Below are 20,242 nucleotides of genomic sequence, written 5' to 3'. Positions count from 1 at the left end.
GAATGGGTGGCGAAAAACCCCCGGCGCCGGAGGCACCCGCGTCGCCTAGAACCCCGCCGGCTCCGTGTACACCCCCCACTCGTCGCGCAAGGCGTCACAGATCTCTCCCAGCGTCGCCTCCGCCCGCACCGCGTCCAGCATCGGCTCGATCATGTTCGCCCCGTCCCGCGCGGCAGCGAGCATCGCCGCGACCGAGGCACGCACCCGCGCCTCGTCCCGCCCCGACTTCCGCTCGGAGAGCTCCCGCACCTGCTCCCGCTCCACCTCATGACTGACCCGGAGGATCTCCAGGTCCCCGGTCACCGATCCATGGTGGACATTCACCCCCACCACCCGCTTGTCGCCCTTCTCCAGGGCCTGCTGGTACTGGAAGGCGGACTCGGCGATCTCGCCGGTGAACCACCCGTCCTCGATCCCGCGCAGGATGCCGGAGGTGATCGGCCCGATGGGGTGCTGACCGTCGGGGTGGGCCCGCAGCCCCCGCTCCCTGATCTGGTCGAAGATCCGTTCCGCGTCCGCCTCGATCCGGTCCGTCAACTGCTCGACGTACCACGAACCACCCAGCGGATCCGCCACGTTGCCGACCCCGGTCTCCTCCATCAGCACCTGCTGCGTACGCAACGCGATCTCCGCAGCCTGCTCGGACGGCAGCGCGAGCGTCTCGTCCAGGGCGTTGGTGTGCAGGGAGTTGGTCCCGCCCAGGACGGCGGCGAGGGCCTCCACGGCCGTCCGTACGACGTTGTTGTACGGCTGCTGGGCCGTCAGCGAGACCCCGGCGGTCTGCGTGTGGAAGCGCAGCCACTGCGCCTTCTCGGACCTGGCGCCGTACACGTCCCGCATCCACCGCGCCCAGATCCGCCGCGCCGCACGGAACTTGGCGATCTCCTCGAAGAAATCGACGTGCGCGTCGAAGAAGAAGGAGAGGCCAGGAGCGAACACGTCCACGTCGAGGCCACGGCTCAGCCCCAGCTCGACGTAGCCGAACCCGTCCGCCAGCGTGTACGCCAGCTCCTGCGCGGCCGTGGAGCCGGCCTCGCGGATGTGGTAGCCGGAGACGGACAGCGGCTTGTACGCGGGGATCTTCGAGGCACAGTGCTCCATCAGATCGCCGATGAGGCGCAGATGGGGCTCGGGCTGGAAGAGCCACTCCTTCTGCGCGATATACTCCTTGAAGATGTCCGTCTGGAGCGTGCCGTTCAGCACGCCCGGGTCGATGCCCTGCCGCTCGGCGGCCACCAGGTACATGCAGAAGACGGGCACGGCCGGTCCGCTGATCGTCATGGACGTCGTGACGTCACCCAGGGGGATGTCCTTGAACAGGACCTCCATGTCGGCGGCGGAGTCGATGGCCACTCCGCAGTGCCCGACCTCGCCGAGCGAGCGCGGATCGTCGGAGTCGCGCCCCATGAGCGTGGGCATGTCGAAGGCGACGGACAGGCCACCCCCGCCGTTGGCGAGGATCTTCTTGTAGCGCTCGTTCGTCTGCTCGGCGTTCCCGAAACCGGCGAACTGCCGGATGGTCCACGTCCGCCCTCGATAGCCCGTCGCGTAGAGCCCCCGCGTGAACGGGTACTCACCGGGCCAGCCGATCCGCTCGAACCCGTCGTAGGTGTCCCCGGGCCGGGGACCGTACACCGGCTCCACGGGATCCCCGGAGAGCGTGGTGAAGTCGGCCTCGCGCTTGCGTGAGGCGTCGTAACGGGCCTGCCAGCGTCGGCGGCCCTCTTCGATGGCGTCAGCGTCCATACTTCGAATTTACTAGGACGTCCTAGTAAATGTCGATGGCAGACCGCCACAGATCACACCTGTGGCGGTAACGGCTACGCCTTGGCGACCGCGGCCGGGTCGTCCACGATCTTGCCTTCGAGCTCGTGGCTGACCTTGCGCTCCACGAAGAAGGCCGCGGTGGGAATGGTCCCCGCGAGCAGCACCCACACCTGCTTGCCGACCGGCCACTTCGCCTTGGCGCCCACATCGAAGGCGAAGACGAGATAGAGGACATACAGCCAGCCGTGCGCGATGCCGACGACCCGCGTGAAGTCCGCGGCGCCATCCATCTCCAGCAGGTACTTGGCGATCACACCGAGGGTCAGCAGGACCAGCAGCACACCGGTGACGTAAGCCATGACGCGGTAGCGGGTCAGCACGCTCTTTTTCATGGGCACGAGCGTAACCGGCGGTTTCGTGCGATCTTCGGGCGCCCCCGAGGGCGTGCGGCCGGCGCAGGACCGGCGTACGCATCCGAGCGGAAGCGCCTATTCCTCGTCGAAGTCGCGTGCGGCCACCCGCAGCGGCCGCAGCATCGCGAAGATCTCCGCGCACTCCTCGGCGTCGTACACCCCGAGCCCGAAGTCCATCGCCATCAGGTCACGGGTGGCGGCGTCGCAGACCTCGCGCCCCTTCTCGGTGATGGAGGCGAGCGTGCCGCGCCCGTCGTTGGGGTTGGGCCGCTTGGCGACGAGGCCGGACCTCACGAGCCGGTCCACGGTGTTCGTGACGGACGTCGGGTGCACCATGAGCCGCTCGCCGATCTTGGACATCGGCAGCTCACCGGCCTTGGAGAAGGTGAGCAGCACGAGCGCCTCGTACCGGGCGAACGTCAGCCCGTACGGCTTGACGACCGCGTCGACCTCGGCCAGCAGGATCTGCTGGGCACGCATGATCGAGGTGATCGCGGCCATGGCCGGTACGTTGCCCCATCGCTGCTTCCAGTGTTCGTCCGCGCGGGCGATGGGGTCGAAAGGGAGACTGAGCGGCTTCTGCACGGCAAAGACCCTACCGGCCGGTCATATCGTGGTCAGCCCCGTCTCGCGTTTCGGTCCCCTCTCTCCACACCCCCTCTCCACGCCCCCTTCCGACGCGCTTGTACGGCTCCTGGGGCGCGGGCGGGCCAGCGTGCTCGCGGCGCTCGACGAGCCCGTCGGCATGTGGGGGCGAGGCATCAGTCGGCCAGATGCCGCTCCACCGTCTCCACCTTCGACGTCAGCCCGTCCGTCACACCGGGACGGATGTCCGCCTTGAGGACGAGCGAGACGCGCGGCGCGCGTTCCTCGACCGCGGCGACGGCGCGCTTGACGACGTCCATGACCTCGTCCCACTCACCCTCGACGGACGTGAACATCGCGTCGGTCCGGTTGGGCAGCCCCGACTCGCGGACGACCCGCACGGCGTCGGCGACGTACTCCCCCACGTCGTCGCCGACGCCCAGCGGCGTGACCGAGAAGGCGACGATCATGCGTTGACGATTCCTTCCTGGCGAGCACGGGACGCGATGACGGCGGCCTCGGCCTCGCGCTTGAGCTTGCGGTCGGCGAAGAAGCCGCCGGTCGGCAGGACGGAGAGGATGAAGTAGACGGCCGCGGTCGTCGGGGCCCACTTGGTGCGGTTCCAGGCGTCGGCCCAGAAGATCACGTACAGGATGAAGAGGACACCGTGGACCGCCCCCATCACGGGCACCGCGTTGAAGTCCGTGGTCCGCTTCAGCACCGAGCAGACGAGCAGCAGCAGGAACGAGACGGCCTCGGGGGTGGAGACCAGGCGGAGGCGGCGGATGGCGGAAGCGGTCTTGATGTCCACGAGTCACCTTCGGTGGGATGAGGAGTCGTCGCTTTGTGAACGTAGGCACAAGCGTGGCCCATTGTGACACTCACCGTCCGCCCGCCCCGGCACGGGGGTCCAGCCCCACACAGGAACCGGCCACCCTCGGGACACCCCAGCGCAGCCCCTCCCCCCCTCCCCCGGTGGCTCGGTCTCAGGGTGGGGTCGGGGGCGGATCATCCCGGAGGATCTGTTGGCGGCCGCCTTCGGCGGCTACCTTCGCTGCGTGGCGATGTTCCGACTCCAGGGCAGCAAGGTGCTGGCCGTCGACATGACCGGCGATGCCGTGAAGGCGAAGAACGGCTCGATGGTGGCGTACGACGGACAGATGGCCTTCAAGAAGATGAGCGGCGGCGGTGAGGGGATACGGGGGATGGTGACCCGGCGCCTCACCGGTGAGCAGATGACCCTGATGGAGGTGAAGGGGCACGGGACCTGCTGGTTCGCCGACCGGGCCAGTGAGATCAACCTCGTGAACCTCCAGGGCGACAAGCTCTTCGTCGAGTCGAGCAATCTGCTCGCGACGGACGCGGGGCTGCGCACGGGCACGAGCTTCACGGGGCTGCGCGGCGCCTCGCAGGGCAACGGGCTGTTCACCACGACCATCGAGGGCCACGGCCAGGCGGCGATCATGTCCGACGGGCCGGCGGTGATCCTGCGGGTCAGCTCGCAGTACCCGCTGACGGTCGACCCGGGTGCGTACATCGCGCACCAGGGGAATCTGCGGCAGTCCTTCCAGTCCGGTGTCACCTTCCGCACCTTCATGGGCGAAGGCGGCGGCGAGGCCTTCCAGATCCGCTTCGAGGGCGACGGGCTCGTCTACGTACAGCCCAGCGAGCGCAACACGATCGCAGGGGAGGTCTGATGCCCTTCCGCGAGGTCAACTCGAAGATGATCGAGGCGACGGTCGCACCGGGACTGCGGCTGTTCAGTCAGCGCGGCGCGATGCTCGCCTACAAGGGCGAGGTCTCCTTCACCCCCAACACGCAGGGCGGCCAGGGCGGCGTCATGTCGATGATCGGCCGCCGGGTCGCGGACGAGGCGACGCCCCTGATGACCGTGGAGGGCTCCGGCACGGTCCTGTTCGGGCACGGCGGCCACCACATCCAGGTCATCAGCCTCACCGGCGACACCGTGTACGTGGAGGCGGACCGGCTGCTGGCCTTCGACGGGACGCTCGAGCAGGGCACGATGTTCATGGGCTCACAGGGCGGGGTCATGGGCATGGTGCGCGGCCAGGTGACGGGGCAGGGGCTGTTCACCACGACCCTCAGGGGCCATGGAGACGTCGCCGTCATGGCGCACGGCGGAGTCATCGAGGTGCCGATCACCCCACAGCGCCCCGTCCACGTCGATCCGCAGGCGTACGTGGCCCACCACGGCGACGTACGCAACAAGCTGTCCACCGCGCTCGGCTGGCGCGACATGGTCGGCCGCGGCTCGGGCGAGGCGTTCCAGCTGGAGCTGAGCGGCAACGGCGCGGTGTATGTGCAGGCCTCGGAGGAGAAGCTGTGAGCGACCACCCGGGCTCGGGCCCCGTGACCCACGACCCGATGACGCTCCCGTCGGACGACAACGTCAACAACTACACCTTCTGCGTGGAGCTCAAGGGGAGCGAGTGGTTCCTGCAGAAGGGCAAGATGATCGCGTACTACGGCTCGATGGAGTTCAACGGCATCGGGCACGGCCGCCTCGACCGTCTGGTGCGTACGTCGTTCCATTCGCCACTGCACGCAGGCGACTGGGTGGTGGCTTCCGGCTCGGGCAAGATGCTCCTCGCCGACCGGGCCTTCGATGTGAACTCGTACGACCTGGACGAGGGCAATCTGACCATTCGCTCGGGCAACCTCCTCGCTTTTCAGCCAAGTCTCGCGCTGAAGCAGTCGATCGTGCCGGGCTTTCTGACGCTGATCGGGACGGGCAAGTTCGTGGCCGCCTCGAACGGTCCGGTGGTGTTCATGGAGCCGCCGATCCGGGTCGACCCGCAGGCCCTCGTCGGCTGGGCCGACTGCCCCTCCCCGTGCCACCACTACGACCACGGCTACATGACGGGCGTGATGGGCGGTCTACGTGCGCTGACCGGCATCGGAGGAGCCTCCGGGGAGGAGCACCAGTTCGAGTTCGTGGGCGCCGGCACGGTGCTGCTGCAGTCCAGCGAGACCCTGATGGCCGAGGAGGCGACGGGGGCGGTCCCGCAGCAGGCGGGCGTGCCCGGTGGCGGGCCCGGCGGTCACGGGCCGCAATCCGGCACACCGCGCCTTCCCGGACAGCTGGGCGACCTCCAGCGTCGCTTCGGGCTGTGAGCGGTAGTCTGCGGAGTGTTACATCGAACGCGTGCACACAGTCAGACAAACCCTCATAAGTTCGCCTTTCAACTTCTTAGGTAGAATCCATTTATGGAGACCGAGACGGCCACACGCTGGCTGACCGATGCGGAACAGTGCGCATGGCGTACCCACCTGGAGGTCAACCGGCTGCTGACGTACCAGCTCGAAAGGGACCTCCAGCCGTACGGCCTGACGATGAACGACTACGAGATCCTGGTGAACCTCTCGGAGTCGGAGGGCCTGCGGATGCGGATGAGCGACCTCGCGTCCGCCACCCTCCAGTCCAAGAGCCGCCTCTCACACCAGATCACCCGCATGGAGAACGCGGACCTGGTGCGCAGGGAGAACTGCGAGTCGGACCGCCGTGGGCTGTACGCCGTGCTGACGGACCACGGCCTGGAGACGATGAAGAAGGTCGCGCCCCATCATGTGGCGTCTGTGCGGCGGCACTTCATCGATCTGCTCCCGCCTGAGGCACTGACGGACCTCCACACGTCCCTGTTGCCGATCGCGGATCACCTACGAGGTCACCGGGGACGTCCCTGACGTCGTCGAAGCCCTGATTCACCTCACCTGATCGAGGGGCAGGCGGAGTTCGAACAGGGCTCCGCCTGCGGGCGCTTCGCGGACGGTGAGTGATCCACCGTGCCGTACGGCGACATCGCGGGCGATGGCGAGGCCGAGACCGGCTCCGCCGTCATCACGGTTGCGGGCCTCGTCGAGACGCACGAAGCGCTCGAAGATCCGCTCGCGTTCGGTGGCCGGCACGCCCTTGCCGTCGTCGGCGACCGCCAGAACCGCCTGCTCTCCGTCGCTCCGCACCGTCACCGAGACCGATGACCGCGTGTGCCGCTGGGCGTTGTTCAGCAGATTGCCGAGGACCCGCGCCAAATGGCCGCGCGACCCGGTCACGTCGGCAGGCACGGCGTCGACGGTCACGGCGAACCGGTCGCCGGCCCGCTGGGACACCTCCTCACGCACGAATGCCGCCAGGTCGAACCGCGCGCCCGGGGGCCGCTCCCCCGCGTCCAGGCGGGCGAGCAGCAACAGATCGGCGGCCAGTTCCTGCAGTCGTACGGTGTCCTCTACGGCGCCCCCGACATCCAGCAACTCCGGGTGGGCGACACCCACTTCGAGTTGGGTGCGCAGCGAGGCGATGGGGCTGCGCAGCTCATGCGAGGCGTCGGCGACGAACCTCCGCTGCCGCTCCACTGACGTCTCCAGCGCGGCGAGCGTCTCATTGGTCGTACGCGCCAGCCGGGCGACCTCGTCGTGCGTCTCCGGCTCGGGGACGCGCCGCGCGAGGTCCTCGGAGGCGGTGATCGCGGCCATCTCGCGGCGGATGCCCTCGACGGGGCGCAGGGCTCGGCGGGTGACGACCCAGGTCACCAGGGCCACCACGGCCAGCAGCAGCGGGAAACCGATCAGCATGACGGTCTGGGCGGTGCTCACGGCGCTCTGTTCGGTGGCCAGCGGCGCACCGGCGTACACGGTGAGGGTGCCCTTGTTCTCCACGCCCACCCGGACACGGGCGAAGCGGTAGTCCCCCTCGTCGCCGTCGATCGTGGCGGACCCGTTGCTGAAGGTCGTCTCCGCGTCGACCTCGCCGGGATCGAGGGCCTCGCCGTCGGCGGCCTTGTCGTCGGCGGCCTTGTCGTCGGCCGCTTTGTCGTCGTCGGGTTCCTGGTCGTCATCGTCGTCGTCGCGGCCGGCGGCCGGAGCCGAGGACGCGGCCCGCGGCTTCACGTCGGCCAGACCCGTGCCGCTGATCCGTTCCAGATCCTCGCTGGCCGCGACCAGCCTGTGGGAGTCGTCGACGACTTGGACCGGCCGTTCGTCGTCGTCCAGCGACAGCTGGTCGTAACTCTTCGCGAGGGTGAGAACCGTGGCGATCTCGCGCGCGGAACGGTCCGCCCGCGTACTCGCCTCCCCGCTCAGGCTGGACCGCAGGGACAGCAGCACAGCCGTCCCCGCCGCGACCAGCGCGATGGCGACGACGAGGGTCGCCGCGAGCGTGGCCCTGGCGCGTACGGAGCCGAGAACGCGCCTCATCTCGCCTCCAAGCGGTAACCGGCGCCGCGTACGGTCCTGATCAGCGAGGCGCCGAGCTTGCGGCGCAGGGTGCTGATGTACACCTCGACGATGTTCGGGTCGCCCTCGTACGCGAAGTCCCAGACGTGATCCAGGATGTCGGACTTGGAGACGACCTCGCCGGCGCGCACCACGAGCTGCTCCAGCACCGAGAACTCCTTGGCGGTGAGGGTGATTTCCTCCTCACCTCTCAGGACGCGCTGGGCCGCCGTGTCGATCTTGAACTCGCCCAGTACGTGCACGGGCGAGCCGCCCGACGGTCCGCGGCGCCGCAGCAGCGCCTTCACGCGGGCCACCAGGACGACGTATGAGAACGGCTTGGTGAGGTAGTCGTCGGCGCCGGTGTCGAGGCCCTCGGCCTCGTCGTACTCGCCGTCCTTGGCGGTGAGCATCAGGATCGGCACGTCGTGTCCGGCGGCCCGCAGGGCGCCGCACACCCGGTAGCCGTTCATGCCGGGCAGCATGATGTCGAGGATGACGAGGTCGTACGAGCCCTCGCCGGCCCGGTGCAGGCCCTCCCGGCCGTCGTGGACGACGTCCACGGCGTACCCCTCTGCCGTCAGGCCCTTGGCCAGCGACAGGGCCAGCCGCTTCTCGTCCTCCACGATCAACAGGCGCATGCCCCCAGCTTCGCAGGGCGAACCTGAAGCCTTCTTCAGGCTCCTTCAGCTCCGCTTCAGCGTGCCTCCAGCAGATTGGTTCACGTCGCAACCGGACAACGTCGAAACCGCAGAACCCCCGGAGGAACCCCATGAAGCGCAACATCGTCATCGCCACCATCGCCGCCGCCGCCCTCGTCGGAGGCGGTACGGCGACGGCTCTCGCGGTCACGAGTGACGACGCGTCGGCGGCGACGAAGCCCTCGGGCGTGGCCCCGGCCGACAACAGCCGCGAGGACGCCGACGACACCGACGACGGCCGCGACAAGGACGACCGCGACGACAGCCGGGCCGACGACGACCGGGCTGACGACAACCAGGCCGACGACGACACCGACCAGGTCACGGTCACCAAGGTCACGGCGGCCGAGGCCATCGAGGCCGCCCTCCGTCACACGTCGGGCACCGTGGTCTCCGCCGACCTGGACGGCAAGGACGAGGACGGCCCGGCGAACTGGGAGGTCGAGGTCCTCGCCAAGGACAGCACCTGGCACAGCGTCCAGCTCGACCCGGCCAGCGGCAAGGTCCTCGGTGCGCACGTCGAGAACGTCGAGAAGGACGACGCGGACGACACCGCCCAGGTGCGAGCCGCCCTGAAGGGCGCGTCTGTCTCGGCCGAGGAGGCCGCCAAGGCCGCAGCCGCGAAGGGCACGGTGACGTCCGTGGACCTGGACGACGACGGGAAGTCCCCCTCCTGGGGCGCCGACACCCGCGCCTCGGGCGGCACCGAGCGCGAGTGGAACGTCGACCTGAACAGCGCCCGGGTCACCGCCGACAAGGACAACGCGTCGGACGACGCCGACAACAGCGCCGCCGACGACAAGGACGACGCCGACTCGGACGACTGACGTAGCCCCCTCGCTTCAGCGGACGACCTCAGCAGCCTCCCCGGTGTGCACCGCCGGGGAGGCTGTGCCGCGCCAGGACGCGAGCGCCGCGACCAGGGCGGCCGCGCCGGACACGGCGAAGCACACGGCGAGCGGCAGCCGTCCGACCAGGAGCCCCACCCCGGCGGCACCGGCCGAAGAGCCCGCGTTCACCGCGGTGTTGACCCACGCCCCGGCCTGGGTACGGAAGCCGGGCGGCGCGGCCTCGTCGGCGAGCAGGTAGGACGTGATGAGCGCCGGGGCGACGAACAGCCCCGCGACAGCCATGGCGGCGGAGAGCGTCACGAGGCCCGGTGCCCATCCGGCCGCGCCCAGGGCGAGCGCGAGGCCGACCGCCAGCAGCGGAAGCCGTACGCGGGCGGACACACGCCAGTTGACCGCACCGTTCAGGAGTCCGCCCACCGCGCTGCCCGCCGACAGGGCGGCGAGCACCCAGGCGACGGTGTCGTCCCCGTGGTGGCGCTGCCCGGCGAAGGCCAGCACCAGGAGTTCCACCGCTCCCAGGGCGAGCCCCACTCCCCCGGCCACGGCCACGGGTTGCAGCAGCCCGCCGCGCCGGCCCCGCATCCGCAGGCGCCTGCGCGAGGCCCGTACGGCCACGCCCCGCACGGCCGGGGACATGACGAATCCCAGGGTCCCCGCCCCCACCAGCGCGGCGCTCACGGCGACACCGGCCGCGGGAGGCGCGAACCGGACCACCACCCCCATGAGCAGCGGCCCGGTCACGAACGTCAGCTCCTCGGCGACCCCGTCCAGGCTGTACGCGCGCTGCAACAGCCGCCGGTCCGCGATGAGTTCACCCCATACGGCACGCATGGTGGCTCCGAGCGGCGGCGTACAGGCCCCGGCGGCGACGGCGACCACCGTCAGCAGCGCCGGCGACGCCCCCGGCCGCCAGCTCACCGCGGCCAGCACACCGAGCAGCCCCGCGTACAGCGCGGCCATGGGCAGCAGCGCCCGGCGCGGGCCGTGCCGGTCGACCAGGGCGGCCCGCAGGGGCGTCAGAAACACACTGGCGGCTCCGAAGAGCGCCATCACGGTGCCGGCCACGGCGTACGACCCGGTGGCCCGGCTCACCGCCATCATCACGGCCAGGGAGACCATCCCGTACGAGAGCCGGCCGACGACGGCGGCGGTGAAGGTGCGCCTGGCGTAGGGCATGCGCAGAACCGCGGCATACGAAGGCCGCGTTGAAGACGCAGACATGCGAAGAGTTCCTCAGGGAGAGGGCGCCGAGACGGGCGCCCGGGCAGACAGGGACGCCTGATCGCCGCGACGGCGGCGTCCATGCGCTGCCGATCGCGGGCCGGGGCGGGCCCTATGCCAAGAGGAGGAACACGCGGTCAAGGTAACAGTGGCGTACTCGGCCTGTCCGGCATTTTGAGGACGAGGCCGTTCAGGCCGATACGAGGGTCTGGGGGCGGAGCCCCCAGGTACGGGACGGGTAGGGGCGGCGGGGGCGAGGAAACCTCCCGCGCTGCCCCCTCAGCCCGCGCTGCCCCCTCAGCCCTCGGTGAGCCCTGCCACCAGTTCATCGGCCGCCCGGTAGGGGTCGAGCTCGCCGGTCACGATGCGCTCGGCCAGCGCGCCGAGGTGGCGGTCACCGTGTAGATCGCCGATCCGCTCGCGCAGGGCCGTGACCGCGATCGTCTCGACCTCGTGGGAGGCGCGGGCGAGGCGCCGCTCGGCGAGCACGCCGTGCTCCTCCATCCAGGCGCGGTGCTTCTCCAGGGCCTCGACGACCTCGTCGACGCCCTCGCCGCGCGCGGCCACCGTCTTCACGATGGGCGGGCGCCAGTCGCCGGGGCCGCGGGATTCCCCGAGGCCGAGCATGTGGTTGAGCTCACGGGCGGTGGCGTCGGCGCCGTCCCGGTCCGCCTTGTTGACGACGTAGACGTCGCCGATCTCCAGGATTCCGGCCTTCGCCGCCTGGATACCGTCGCCCATGCCGGGCGCGAGGAGCACCACGGACGTGTCCGCCTGGGAGGCGATCTCGACCTCGGACTGGCCGACGCCGACCGTCTCGACGAGGATGACGTCGCATCCGGCCGCGTCCAGCACACGGATCGCCTGGGGGGCTGCCCAGGCGAGTCCGCCGAGATGTCCGCGGGTGGCCATGGAGCGGATGTAGACACCGGCGTCGGACGCGTGCTCCGACATCCGTACGCGGTCGCCGAGCAGCGCGCCGCCGGAGAACGGCGAGGACGGGTCGACGGCGAGCACGCCGACCCGCTTGCCCTGCCGCCGGTACGCGGTCACGAGCGCGGACGTGGACGTGGACTTGCCCACGCCCGGCGATCCCGTGATTCCCACGACGTACGCGTTCCCGGCGAGCGGTGCCAGGGCCGCCATGACCTCACGGAGCTGCTCGGACGCCCCCTCCACCAGGGAGATCAACCGGGCCACGGCCCGCGGCCGGCCCTCCCTGGCCTGGGCCACCAGCGTGGGGACGTCCTGCATCACAGCTCCCATCCAGTCACTCGTCCGTCCGTACGGAGGTCGATCCGTACGAAAAAAGCAGATGCGCTCACTCAGCCCTTGGGTACCCGCACGATCAGCGCGTCACCCTGGCCGCCGCCACCGCACAGCGCCGCCGCGCCCACGCCGCCGCCCCGCCGCTTCAGCTCCAGGGCGAGGTGCAGGACGAGCCGGGCGCCCGACATCCCGATCGGGTGGCCCAGGGCAATCGCTCCGCCGTTGACGTTCACCTTTTCCGTGGATACCCCGAGGTCCTTCATTGACTGGACCGCGACGGCCGCGAAGGCTTCGTTGATCTCGATCAGGTCGAGATCCTCGGCGCTCAGGCCCTCCTTCTTCAGGGCGTGCTGGATGGCGTTCGAGGGCTGGGACTGGAGCGAGTTGTCGGGTCCGGCCACGTTCCCGTGCGCCCCGATCTCGGCGATCCACTCGAGGCCCAGCTCCTGCGCCTTGGCCTTGCTCATGACGACCACGGCGGCCGCGCCGTCGGAGATCTGCGAGGCGGAACCGGCCGTGATCGTCCCGTCCTTGGTGAACGCCGGCCGCAGCTTGCCCAGCGACTCGGTGGTCGTCTCGCCGCGGATGCCCTCGTCCGTGCTGAAGACGACGGGCTCGCCCTTGCGCTGCGGAATCTCCACCGGCGTGATCTCGGCCTCGAAGACGCCGTTCTTCTGCGCGGCGGCGGCCCGCTGGTGCGAGAGCGCGGCGATCTCGTCCTGCTCGGGACGCAGGATTCCGAGGCGTGTGTTGTGCTTCTCGGTCGACTCGCCCATGGCGATGTTCTCGAAGGCGTCCGTCAGCCCGTCGTGCGCCATCGCGTCGAGCATCTCGATCGCGCCGTACTTGTATCCCTCGCGGGACTTCGGCAGCAGATGCGGCGCGTTCGTCATGGACTCCTGGCCGCCCGCCACGATCACGTCGAACTCACCCGCCCGGATGAGCTGGTCGGCCAGCGCGATCGCGTCCAGGCCCGAGAGACAGACCTTGTTGACCGTCAGCGCCGGGACGTTCATCGGGATGCCCGCCCTGACCGCGGCCTGCCGCGCCGGGATCTGCCCCGCCCCGGCCTGCAGAACCTGGCCCATGATCACGTACTGCACCTGGTCGCCACCGATCCCCGCACGGTCGAGGGCGGCCTTGATCGCGAATCCACCGAGGTCGGCTCCCGAGAAGGACTTCAGGGAGCCGAGCAGCCGTCCCATCGGGGTGCGGGCACCCGCGACGATCACGGAGGTGGTGCTGTTCGTTCCAGACATGAGGAGCGATCCCCTTCCAGCTTGCACAGCTGAGGAGTGAACGAGGGTTTACTTGAATGTACTGAGCGGTAAGCCACCCGTCATCCGGGAGGCGGTGTGATCGCCCGCACGTTGCGTAACCACGTCAGGAGCGCTGCACTAACACCATGCTGACGCGAATCGACCACATCGGGATCGCCTGCTTCGACCTCGACAGGACTGTCGAGTTCTACCGTGCCACTTACGGCTTCGAAGTCTTCCACTCCGAGATCAACGAGGAGCAGGGCGTACGCGAGGCCATGCTCAAGATCAACGAGACGTCCGACGGCGGCGCCTCCTACCTCCAGCTGCTGGAGCCGACCCGCGACGACTCCACCGTCGCGAAGTGGCTGGCCAAGAACGGTGAGGGCGTGCACCACATCGCCTTCGGCACGGCGGACGTCGACGCGGAGGCGGCCGACATCAAGGACAAGGGCGTACGCGTCCTGTACGAGGAGCCGCGCAGGGGATCGATGGGATCGCGGATCACCTTCCTGCACCCCAAGGACTGCCACGGCGTTCTGACGGAACTGGTCACTTCCGCCGCTGTCGAATCGGCTGTCGAACGGGCTGTTGAGTCGAACGAGCGGTGATCTCCGTACTGCATGTTCCGGGGACCGTTTCGTCGGCGCAGTACCGCGGCCCCGGACTCCCCCCAGCCGGAAAAGCCGGTTGGCCAGGCCCCCGGGTGGATGCGGCCCGGTAGGGTTGGGTGCGGTCGTCGCTCCGTGAGGGCGACCGCGGGCCGGGGTCCGGGTTTCGGGGGACGAGCGTCGGGGCAGCAGCCCATGCTCCGCCGTTGATCTGACACCATTCCCCGGGGGCCCCGTTCGGCGGATGGACGGAGCTCGTTTGGAGAGACTTGCGACCAGGGGACGGATGGGACCGCGCAGTGCGGGGCTACGAACGCCAGGAGCGAGAGCCGGCGGCTGACGTCGACCACCTCTCTCGGTTCGAGGCCGAGATGGAACGGCTGAAGACCGAGCGGGAGAAGGCCGTCCAGCACGCCGAGGACCTCGGCTATCAGGTCGAGGTGCTGCGCGCCAAGCTGCACGAGGCGCGGCGCAACCTCGCGTCCCGTCCTGCCTACGACGGCGGCGACATCGGCTACCAGGCCGAGCAGATGCTCCGTAACGCGCAGATCCAGGCGGACCAGCTGCGCCAGGACGCGGAGCGGGAGCTGAGCCAGGCCCGCGCGCAGACCCAGCGCATCCTCCAGGAACACGCCGAGCAGGCCGCCCGTCTCCAGGCGGAGCTGCACGCCGAGGCCGTCTCCCGCCGCCAGAAGCTCGACCAGGAGCTGGCCGAGCGCCGGCAGACCGTCGAGACGCACGTCAACGAGAACGTGGCCTGGGCCGAGCAGCTGCGCGCCCGCAGCGAGCAGCAGGCCCGCCGCCTCCTGGACGAGTCCCGTGCCGAGGCCGAGCAGGCGCTGTCCACCGCCCGCGCGGAGGCCGAGCGGGTCGCCGCCGAGGCCCGGCAGCGCCTCCAGAGCGAGGCCGAGGCCGCCCGCACGGAGGCCGAAGCGCTGCTGCGCCGGGCCCGTACGGACGCAGAGCGCCTGCTGAACGCCGCGTCCACGCAGGCACAGGAGGCCACCGACCACGCCGAGCAGCTGCGCAGCTCCACGGCGACCGAGTCCGACAGCGCCCGCCGCCAGGCCACCGAGCTGAGCCGGGCCGCCGAGCAGCGCATGACCGAGGCCGAGACGGCGCTGCGCGAGGCGCGGGCCGAGGCGGACAAGCTCGTCGCCGAGGCGAAGGAGGCCGCGGCCAAGGCCCTGGCGAGCGCCGAGTCCACCAACGAGCAGCGCACGCGTACGGCCAAGGAGCAGGTCGCCCGGCTGGTCGGCGAGGCCACGAAGGAGGCCGAGACCACCAAGGCGGACGCCGAGCAGGTCGTCGCGGACGCCCGCCTGGAGGCCGAGCGGATCCTCGCGGAGGCCGGTGAAAGCGCCCGCAGCGCGACGGCCGAGGAGACCGCCTCCCAGCTCTCCAAGGCCGCGCGTACGGCCGAGGAGGTCCTCAACAAGGCGTCGGAGGACGCCAAGCAGACCACCAGGGCGGCGGCCGAGGAGGCCGAGCGGATCCGGTCCGAGGCCGAGGCCGAGGCGGACCGGCTGCGTGCCGAGGCGCACGACATCGCCGAGGAGCTCAAGGGCGCGGCGAAGGACGACACCAAGGAGTACCGCGCCAAGACGGTCGAGCTGCAGGAGGAGGCGCGCAGGCTGCGTGGCGACGCCGAGCAGCTGCGTGCCGACGCGGTCGCAGAGGGCGAGCGGATCCGCTCCGAGGCGCGGCGCGAGGCCGTCCAGCAGATCGAGGAGGCGGCCAAGACCGCCGAGGAGCTGCTCGCCAAGGCGAAGGCCGACGCGGACGAGCTGCGCTCCACCGCCACGACCGACAGCGAGCGGGTGCGCACGGAGGCCATCGAGCGCGCCACGACGCTGCGCCGCCAGGCTGAGGAGACGCTGAAGCGCACGCGCGACGAGGCCGAGCGGAACCGGGCGGAAGCCCTGGAGCAGGCCGAGGCGCTCAAGGCGGAGGCCGAGCAGGCCGCGCAGGAGATGCGTAAGGACTCCGAGCGCGCGATCACCGCCCGGCAGGCCGAGGCCGCCGAGGAGCTGACCCGGCTGCATTCGGAGGCCGAGGACCGCTTCGCCGCCGCCGAGCAGGCCCTGACGGACGCCCGCGCGGAGGCCGAGCGGATCCGCCGCGAGGCCGTCGAGGAGTCGGACCGGCTGCGCTCCGAGGCCGCCGAGCGGATCCGTACGCTCCAGGCGCAGGCCGAGGCGGAGGCCGAGCGGCTGCGCACGGAGGCCGCTTCCGACGCCTCCGCGTCGCGCGCCGAGGGCGAGGCCATCGCCGTACGGCTGCGTTCGGAGGCTTCGGCCGAGGCCGAGCGAATGAAGTCGGAGGCCCAGGACTCCGCCGACCGTGTCCGGGCGGAGGCGCAGACCGCCGCGGAGCGGCTGGCGGCCGAGGGCGCCGAGACGCTGGCCGCCGCCCAGGAGGAGGCCGCCCGGCGCCGCCGCGAGGCCGACGATCTCCTCGGCTCCGCGCGCGAAGAGGCCCACCAGGAGCGGGAGCGGGCGCGCGAGCAGAGCGAGGAGCTGCTGGCCTCGGCGCGCAACCGCGTGGAGGAGGCTCAGGCCGAGGCCCGCCGGCTGGTGGAGGAGGCCGACCGCCGCGCCACCGAGATGGTCTCGACCGCCGAGCAGACCGCGCAGCAGGTACGGGACTCCGTGGCCGGGCTGCACGAGATGGCGCAGGAGGAGATCGCCGGGCTGCGCTCGGCCGCCGAGCACGCCGCGGAGCGTACGCGCACGGAGGCGCAGGAGGAGGCGGACCGGGTCCGCTCCGACGCGTACGCCGAGCGCGAGCGGGCCGCCGAGGACGGCAACCGTCTGCGGCGCGAGGCGCAGGAGGAGGCGGAAGCCGCCAAGGCCCTCGCCGAGCGCACGGTCTCGGAGGCGATCAACGAGTCCGACCGGATCCGGTCGGAGGCCCGCGAGGACGCCCACCGCGCCCGTTCGGACGCGGCGACGCAGGCGGACACCCTCATCACCGAGGCGACCGCCGAGGCGGAGCGGCTCACCACCGAGACGAACACGGAGGCGGACCGGGTCCGCACCGAGTCCGTGGCGAAGGCCGAGAAGCTGATCTCGGACGCGACGAGCGACGCCGAGCGGCTGCGTGCCGAGGCCGCCGAGACCGTCGGCTCCGCGCGGCAGCACGCCGAGCGGGTCCGCAGCGACGCGGAGCGGCTCCGCGCCGAGACCGAGGCGGAGGCCGAGCGGGTCATGTCGGCCGCGCGCGATGAGGCCGACCGCACGCTGGACGAGGCCCGCAAGGACGCCAACAAGCGGCGTTCGGAGGCGGCCGAGCAGGTCGACAAGCTCATGACGGAGGCGACCTCCGAGGCCGAGAAGCTGACTTCGGAGGCCCGGCAGACCGCCCTCAAGACGACCGCGGACGCCGAGTCGCAGGCCGACACGATGGTGGGCGCGGCCCGCAACGAAGCGGAGCGCCTGGTCTCCGAGGCCACCGTCGAGGGCAATTCGAGGGTGGAGCGGGCCCGTACGGACGCGGACGAGCTGCTGGTCGGCGCGCGCCGGGACGCCACGGCGATCAGGGAACGCGCGGAGGAGCTGCGCGACCGGATCACCGGCGAGATCGAGGAGCTGCACGAGCGGGCCCGCCGCGAGTCCGCCGAGGCGATGAAGTCGGCCGGCGAGCGGTGCGACGCCCTGGTGAAGGCCGCGGAGGAGCAGCTGCAGGAGGCGGAGGCGAAGGCCAAGGACATGGTCTCGGAGGCCAACTCCGAGGCGGGCAAGGTGCGTATCGCCGCCGTGCGGAAGGCCGAGGGGCTTCTCAAGGAGGCCGAGCAGAAGAAGTCCGCGCTCATCGCCGAGGCCGAGCAGATCCGCACCGACGCCGAGCGTGAGGCGAAGCGGATGGTGGAGGAGGGCAAGCGTGAGCTCGAGGTGCTGGTCCGCCGACGCGAGGACATCAATGCCGAGATCTCCCGTGTCCAGGACGTCCTTGAGGCGTTGGAATCTTTTGAGACCCCGTCGAGCGGCAAGGACGGGGGCGTCAAGGCGGCTGCTGCGGCCGGTGCGACTCGTTCGGGGGGCAAGTCGTCCGACGGCTAGCGTGAAGCACAGATTTTGTGCTTGTTGGGGAGCTTCGGCGCCGTCTCTGGCAAGCTCTCCGGATGTTAGCCACCAAAAAGGGTGTCATTCTCCATATCAATCGGGCTTCTGCTCGATGACACGCCGCCTTGGCCCCTAGGATTCCACCTATCACCTCACTCACCGGTCTCATTCGACAGGAACCCCATGAGCGACACTTCCCCCTACGGCTTCGAGCTTGTGCGGCGTGGATACGACCGCGCTCAGGTGGACGAACGCATTTCGAAGCTCGTCTCCGACCGTGACAGCGCTCTGGCCCGTATCACTGCTCTGGAAAAGCGCATCGAGGAGCTCCACCTCGAGACGCAGAACGCCCAGGCCCAGGTGAACGACGCGGAGCCGTCGTACGCGGGTCTCGGCGCGCGCGTCGAGAAGATCCTCCGTCTCGCCGAGGAGGAGGCGAAGGATCTGCGCGAGGAGGCCCGTCGCGCGGCCGAGCAGCACCGCGAGCTCGCCGAGTCCGCTGCCCAGCAGGTGCGTAACGACGCGGAATCGTTCGCTGCCGACCGCAAGGCCAAGGCAGAGGACGAGGGCGTCCGGATCGTCGAGAAGGCCAAGACCGAAGCTGGGCAGCTGCGTTCCGACGCGCAGAAGGACGCGCAGTCCAAGCGCGAGGAGGCGGACGCCCTCTTCGAGGAGACCCGGGCCAAGGCCGCGCAGGCCGCCGCCGACTTCGAGACGAACCTCGCCAAGCGCCGCGAGCAGTCCGAGCGCGACCTGGCGTCGCGTCAGGCCAAGGCCGAGAAGCGTCTCGCGGAGATCGAGCACCGCGCGGAGCAGCTGCGCCTGGAGGCGGAGAAGCTGCGTACGGACGCCGAGCGCCGTGCCCGTCAGACCGTCGAGACGGCCCAGCGCCAGGCCGAGGACATCGTGGCCGACGCGAACGCCAAGGCGGACCGGATCCGTTCGGAATCCGAGCGCGAGCTGGCGGCTCTCACCAACCGCCGCGACTCGATCAACGCTCAGCTGACGAACGTCCGCGAGATGCTCGCGACGCTGACCGGTGCGGCTGTCGCTGCCGCGGGCACTCCGGAGCAGGACGAGCCGGTCTCTCGTGGCGTTCCGGCGCAGCAGTCCCGGTAAGCGCGGTTCATAGGGGACCTGCGGGTCGGCTGTAGCTGGTCGCGCCCACGCGGCGGGGCCGCACCTGTCACAGCCCCGATCCCCTTTGGGGCGCTCGAAGCCCCCTGCCACTCCGGTGGCAGGGGGCTTTGTCCCGTTTTAGCGTGGGCGCATGATCGAGCTCGAAGGGCTGACCAAGCGGTACGGCGAGAAGCTGGCGGTGAACCGTCTGACCTTCACCGTGCGGCCCGGCATGGTCACCGGGTTTCTGGGGCCGAACGGCGCGGGGAAGTCCACGACGATGCGGATGATGCTCGGGCTCGACCGGCCGACCGCGGGGGACGTGCGGATCGACGGGCAGCACTACGACGGCCTCAGGGACCCGCTGAAGTACATCGGGGCCCTGCTCGACGCCAAAGGCATGCACGGCGGCCGCAGCGCCTTCAACCACCTGCTGTGCCTCGCGCAGAGCAACGGCATCCCGAAGAGCCGGGTGCACGAGGTCCTCGACACGGTGGGCCTGACGGCGGTGGCCCGCAAGAAGGCGAAGGGCTTCTCGCTCGGCATGGGCCAGCGCCTCGGCATCGCGGGCGCGCTGCTCGGCGACCCACGGATCCTGATGTTCGACGAGCCCGTCAACGGCCTCGACCCCGAAGGCATCCACTGGATCCGGACGCTGATGAAATCCCTGGCGGCCCAGGGCCGTACGGTCTTCGTCTCCTCCCACCTCATGAGCGAGATGGCGCTGACCGCCGACCACCTCGTCGTGATCGGCCAGGGCCGACTGCTCGCCGACACGTCCATGGCCGACTTCATCCGGCAGAACTCACGCTCGTACGTGCGCATCCGCTCCCCGCAGCCGGAGCAGCTGCTCGACGCGCTGTCCGGGGCGGGGATCATCGCTGTCCGCGCCGTCGACGGCGCGCTCGAAGTGGACGGCGGCAAACCGGAGCACATCGGCGAGCTGGCCGCGCAGCACCAGGTCGCGCTGCATGAGCTGAGCCCTCAACAGGCGTCCCTGGAGGAGGCGTTCATGCGGCTGACGGCCGAGTCGGTGGAGTACCACGCGCACTCCGGCCCGCCCGGCGCCGGCCGGCCCGACGCCGTCACGCCCGACGCCGTCACGCCCGCGTCGAGGCAGGGCTGGGGCAGCGACTGGAAGAAGGGCTGAACC

Annotated in this window: 19 protein-coding genes; 9 read left to right on the top strand and 10 right to left on the bottom strand. The window is 70.5% G+C overall.

The genetic code is table 11. The features are described 5' to 3' along the window. Positions 1 to 45 precede the first annotated feature (45 nt). The 5 genes from icmA to FGD71_RS06095 all read right to left on the bottom strand — a co-directional run bounded on the left by icmA (position 46) and on the right by FGD71_RS06095 (position 3,576). Complete coding sequence (gene icmA, locus FGD71_RS06120) at positions 46 to 1,746, bottom strand: coenzyme B12-dependent isobutyryl-CoA mutase large subunit (RefSeq protein WP_119099352.1); 1,701 nt, start codon at positions 1,744 to 1,746, stop codon at positions 46 to 48. Positions 1,747 to 1,820: 74 nt separating this feature from the next. Continuing rightward, positions 1,821 to 2,159: a DUF3817 domain-containing protein gene (locus FGD71_RS06115; protein ID WP_119099351.1), complete on the bottom strand. Its 339-nt coding sequence runs from the start codon at positions 2,157 to 2,159 to the stop codon at positions 1,821 to 1,823. A 96-nt stretch (positions 2,160 to 2,255) separates the two neighbouring features. Further along, positions 2,256 to 2,765 carry a MarR family winged helix-turn-helix transcriptional regulator gene (locus FGD71_RS06110; protein ID WP_119099350.1) on the bottom strand — a complete coding sequence of 170 codons (510 nt, stop codon included), beginning with the start codon at positions 2,763 to 2,765 and terminating at the stop codon, positions 2,256 to 2,258. A gap of 176 nt (positions 2,766 to 2,941) precedes the next feature. Further along, entirely contained in the window at positions 2,942 to 3,235 is a 294-nt protein-coding gene (locus FGD71_RS06100; RefSeq protein ID WP_119099348.1) for an MTH1187 family thiamine-binding protein, read from the bottom strand. Then, positions 3,232 to 3,576, bottom strand: coding sequence for a DUF3817 domain-containing protein (locus FGD71_RS06095; RefSeq protein WP_119099347.1), 345 nt, complete (start codon positions 3,574 to 3,576; stop codon positions 3,232 to 3,234). Before FGD71_RS06095 ends, FGD71_RS06100 begins: the two co-directional genes overlap by 4 nt. Before the next feature lie 253 nt (positions 3,577 to 3,829). Between FGD71_RS06095 and FGD71_RS06090 the strand changes: the two genes are divergently transcribed. The 4 genes from FGD71_RS06090 to FGD71_RS06075 all read left to right on the top strand — a co-directional run bounded on the left by FGD71_RS06090 (position 3,830) and on the right by FGD71_RS06075 (position 6,470). After that, complete coding sequence (locus FGD71_RS06090; protein ID WP_119099372.1) at positions 3,830 to 4,462, top strand: AIM24 family protein; 633 nt, start codon at positions 3,830 to 3,832, stop codon at positions 4,460 to 4,462. Then, on the top strand, positions 4,462 to 5,112 hold the full coding sequence (locus FGD71_RS06085) for an AIM24 family protein (protein ID WP_119099346.1): 651 nt from the start codon (positions 4,462 to 4,464) through the stop codon (positions 5,110 to 5,112). The genes FGD71_RS06090 and FGD71_RS06085 overlap by 1 nt, the downstream gene beginning before the upstream one ends. After that, positions 5,109 to 5,900 (top strand): AIM24 family protein, encoded by a 792-nt coding sequence (locus FGD71_RS06080; protein WP_119099345.1) that lies wholly within the window; start codon positions 5,109 to 5,111, stop codon positions 5,898 to 5,900. Before FGD71_RS06085 ends, FGD71_RS06080 begins: the two co-directional genes overlap by 4 nt. Before the next feature lie 93 nt (positions 5,901 to 5,993). Continuing rightward, entirely contained in the window at positions 5,994 to 6,470 is a 477-nt protein-coding gene (locus FGD71_RS06075; RefSeq protein WP_119099344.1) for a MarR family winged helix-turn-helix transcriptional regulator, read from the top strand. 18 nt (positions 6,471 to 6,488) lie between these two features. Here the strand turns inward: FGD71_RS06075 and FGD71_RS06070 are convergent, their stop codons facing one another. Continuing rightward, entirely contained in the window at positions 6,489 to 7,976 is a 1,488-nt protein-coding gene (locus FGD71_RS06070; protein WP_119099343.1) for a sensor histidine kinase, read from the bottom strand. Beyond that, positions 7,973 to 8,635, bottom strand: coding sequence for a response regulator transcription factor (locus FGD71_RS06065; protein ID WP_119099342.1), 663 nt, complete (start codon positions 8,633 to 8,635; stop codon positions 7,973 to 7,975). The genes FGD71_RS06070 and FGD71_RS06065 overlap by 4 nt, the downstream gene beginning before the upstream one ends. Before the next feature lie 131 nt (positions 8,636 to 8,766). On the opposite strand from FGD71_RS06065, the gene FGD71_RS06060 reads away from it, so the two are divergent. Beyond that, positions 8,767 to 9,522, top strand: a complete 756-nt coding sequence (locus FGD71_RS06060) for a PepSY domain-containing protein (RefSeq protein WP_119099341.1) — start codon at positions 8,767 to 8,769, stop codon at positions 9,520 to 9,522. Positions 9,523 to 9,537: 15 nt separating this feature from the next. Here the strand turns inward: FGD71_RS06060 and FGD71_RS06055 are convergent, their stop codons facing one another. The 3 genes from FGD71_RS06055 to FGD71_RS06040 form a co-directional block, all read right to left on the bottom strand. Next, the gene (locus FGD71_RS06055; RefSeq protein WP_119099340.1) at positions 9,538 to 10,767 is read right to left on the bottom strand and encodes an MFS transporter; all 1,230 of its coding nucleotides are present in this window, start codon (positions 10,765 to 10,767) and stop codon (positions 9,538 to 9,540) included. A 297-nt stretch (positions 10,768 to 11,064) separates the two neighbouring features. Then, a complete protein-coding gene (gene meaB / locus FGD71_RS06045; RefSeq protein ID WP_119099339.1) occupies positions 11,065 to 12,021 on the bottom strand; it encodes a methylmalonyl Co-A mutase-associated GTPase MeaB in 957 nt (318 codons plus the stop codon). A 71-nt stretch (positions 12,022 to 12,092) separates the two neighbouring features. After that, a complete protein-coding gene (locus FGD71_RS06040) occupies positions 12,093 to 13,295 on the bottom strand; it encodes an acetyl-CoA C-acetyltransferase (RefSeq protein WP_119099338.1) in 1,203 nt (400 codons plus the stop codon). Between the two features lie 146 nt (positions 13,296 to 13,441). Between FGD71_RS06040 and mce the strand changes: the two genes are divergently transcribed. The 4 genes from mce (at position 13,442) to FGD71_RS06020 (ending at position 20,239) form a co-directional block, all read left to right on the top strand. Then, positions 13,442 to 13,906 (top strand): methylmalonyl-CoA epimerase, encoded by a 465-nt coding sequence (gene mce, locus FGD71_RS06035; protein ID WP_119099337.1) that lies wholly within the window; start codon positions 13,442 to 13,444, stop codon positions 13,904 to 13,906. Positions 13,907 to 14,205: 299 nt separating this feature from the next. Then, positions 14,206 to 17,967: a polarized growth protein Scy gene (gene scy / locus FGD71_RS06030; RefSeq protein WP_119099336.1), complete on the top strand. Its 3,762-nt coding sequence runs from the start codon at positions 14,206 to 14,208 to the stop codon at positions 17,965 to 17,967. 186 nt (positions 17,968 to 18,153) lie between these two features. Next, positions 18,154 to 19,089: a coiled-coil domain-containing protein gene (locus tag FGD71_RS06025; protein ID WP_119099335.1), complete on the top strand. Its 936-nt coding sequence runs from the start codon at positions 18,154 to 18,156 to the stop codon at positions 19,087 to 19,089. Positions 19,090 to 19,240: 151 nt separating this feature from the next. Next, a complete protein-coding gene (locus FGD71_RS06020) occupies positions 19,241 to 20,239 on the top strand; it encodes an ABC transporter ATP-binding protein (protein ID WP_119099334.1) in 999 nt (332 codons plus the stop codon). The last annotated feature ends 3 nt before the right edge of the window (positions 20,240 to 20,242 follow it).

The sequence above is a fragment of the Streptomyces sporangiiformans genome (assembly GCF_005768555.2).
Classification (GTDB): Bacteria; Actinomycetota; Actinomycetes; order Streptomycetales; family Streptomycetaceae; genus Streptomyces; species Streptomyces sporangiiformans.
Note: the sequence above shows the minus strand (reverse complement) of the source record. Positions and strands in the feature narration are given on the sequence as shown.

Coding starts and splice junctions, on each gene's coding strand:
- icmA (WP_119099352.1), bottom strand. CDS start 1,746: ATGGACGCTGACGCCATCGAAGAGGGCCGCCGACGCTGGCAGGCCCGT.
- FGD71_RS06115 (WP_119099351.1), bottom strand. CDS start 2,159: ATGAAAAAGAGCGTGCTGACCCGCTACCGCGTCATGGCTTACGTCACC.
- FGD71_RS06100 (WP_119099348.1), bottom strand. CDS start 3,235: ATGATCGTCGCCTTCTCGGTCACGCCGCTGGGCGTCGGCGACGACGTG.
- FGD71_RS06090 (WP_119099372.1), top strand. CDS start 3,830: ATGTTCCGACTCCAGGGCAGCAAGGTGCTGGCCGTCGACATGACCGGC.
- FGD71_RS06085 (WP_119099346.1), top strand. CDS start 4,462: ATGCCCTTCCGCGAGGTCAACTCGAAGATGATCGAGGCGACGGTCGCA.
- FGD71_RS06075 (WP_119099344.1), top strand. CDS start 5,994: ATGGAGACCGAGACGGCCACACGCTGGCTGACCGATGCGGAACAGTGC.
- FGD71_RS06070 (WP_119099343.1), bottom strand. CDS start 7,976: ATGAGGCGCGTTCTCGGCTCCGTACGCGCCAGGGCCACGCTCGCGGCG.
- FGD71_RS06065 (WP_119099342.1), bottom strand. CDS start 8,635: ATGCGCCTGTTGATCGTGGAGGACGAGAAGCGGCTGGCCCTGTCGCTG.
- FGD71_RS06060 (WP_119099341.1), top strand. CDS start 8,767: ATGAAGCGCAACATCGTCATCGCCACCATCGCCGCCGCCGCCCTCGTC.
- FGD71_RS06055 (WP_119099340.1), bottom strand. CDS start 10,767: ATGTCTGCGTCTTCAACGCGGCCTTCGTATGCCGCGGTTCTGCGCATG.
- meaB (WP_119099339.1), bottom strand. CDS start 12,021: ATGCAGGACGTCCCCACGCTGGTGGCCCAGGCCAGGGAGGGCCGGCCG.
- FGD71_RS06040 (WP_119099338.1), bottom strand. CDS start 13,295: ATGTCTGGAACGAACAGCACCACCTCCGTGATCGTCGCGGGTGCCCGC.
- mce (WP_119099337.1), top strand. CDS start 13,442: ATGCTGACGCGAATCGACCACATCGGGATCGCCTGCTTCGACCTCGAC.
- FGD71_RS06025 (WP_119099335.1), top strand. CDS start 18,154: ATGAGCGACACTTCCCCCTACGGCTTCGAGCTTGTGCGGCGTGGATAC.
- FGD71_RS06020 (WP_119099334.1), top strand. CDS start 19,241: ATGATCGAGCTCGAAGGGCTGACCAAGCGGTACGGCGAGAAGCTGGCG.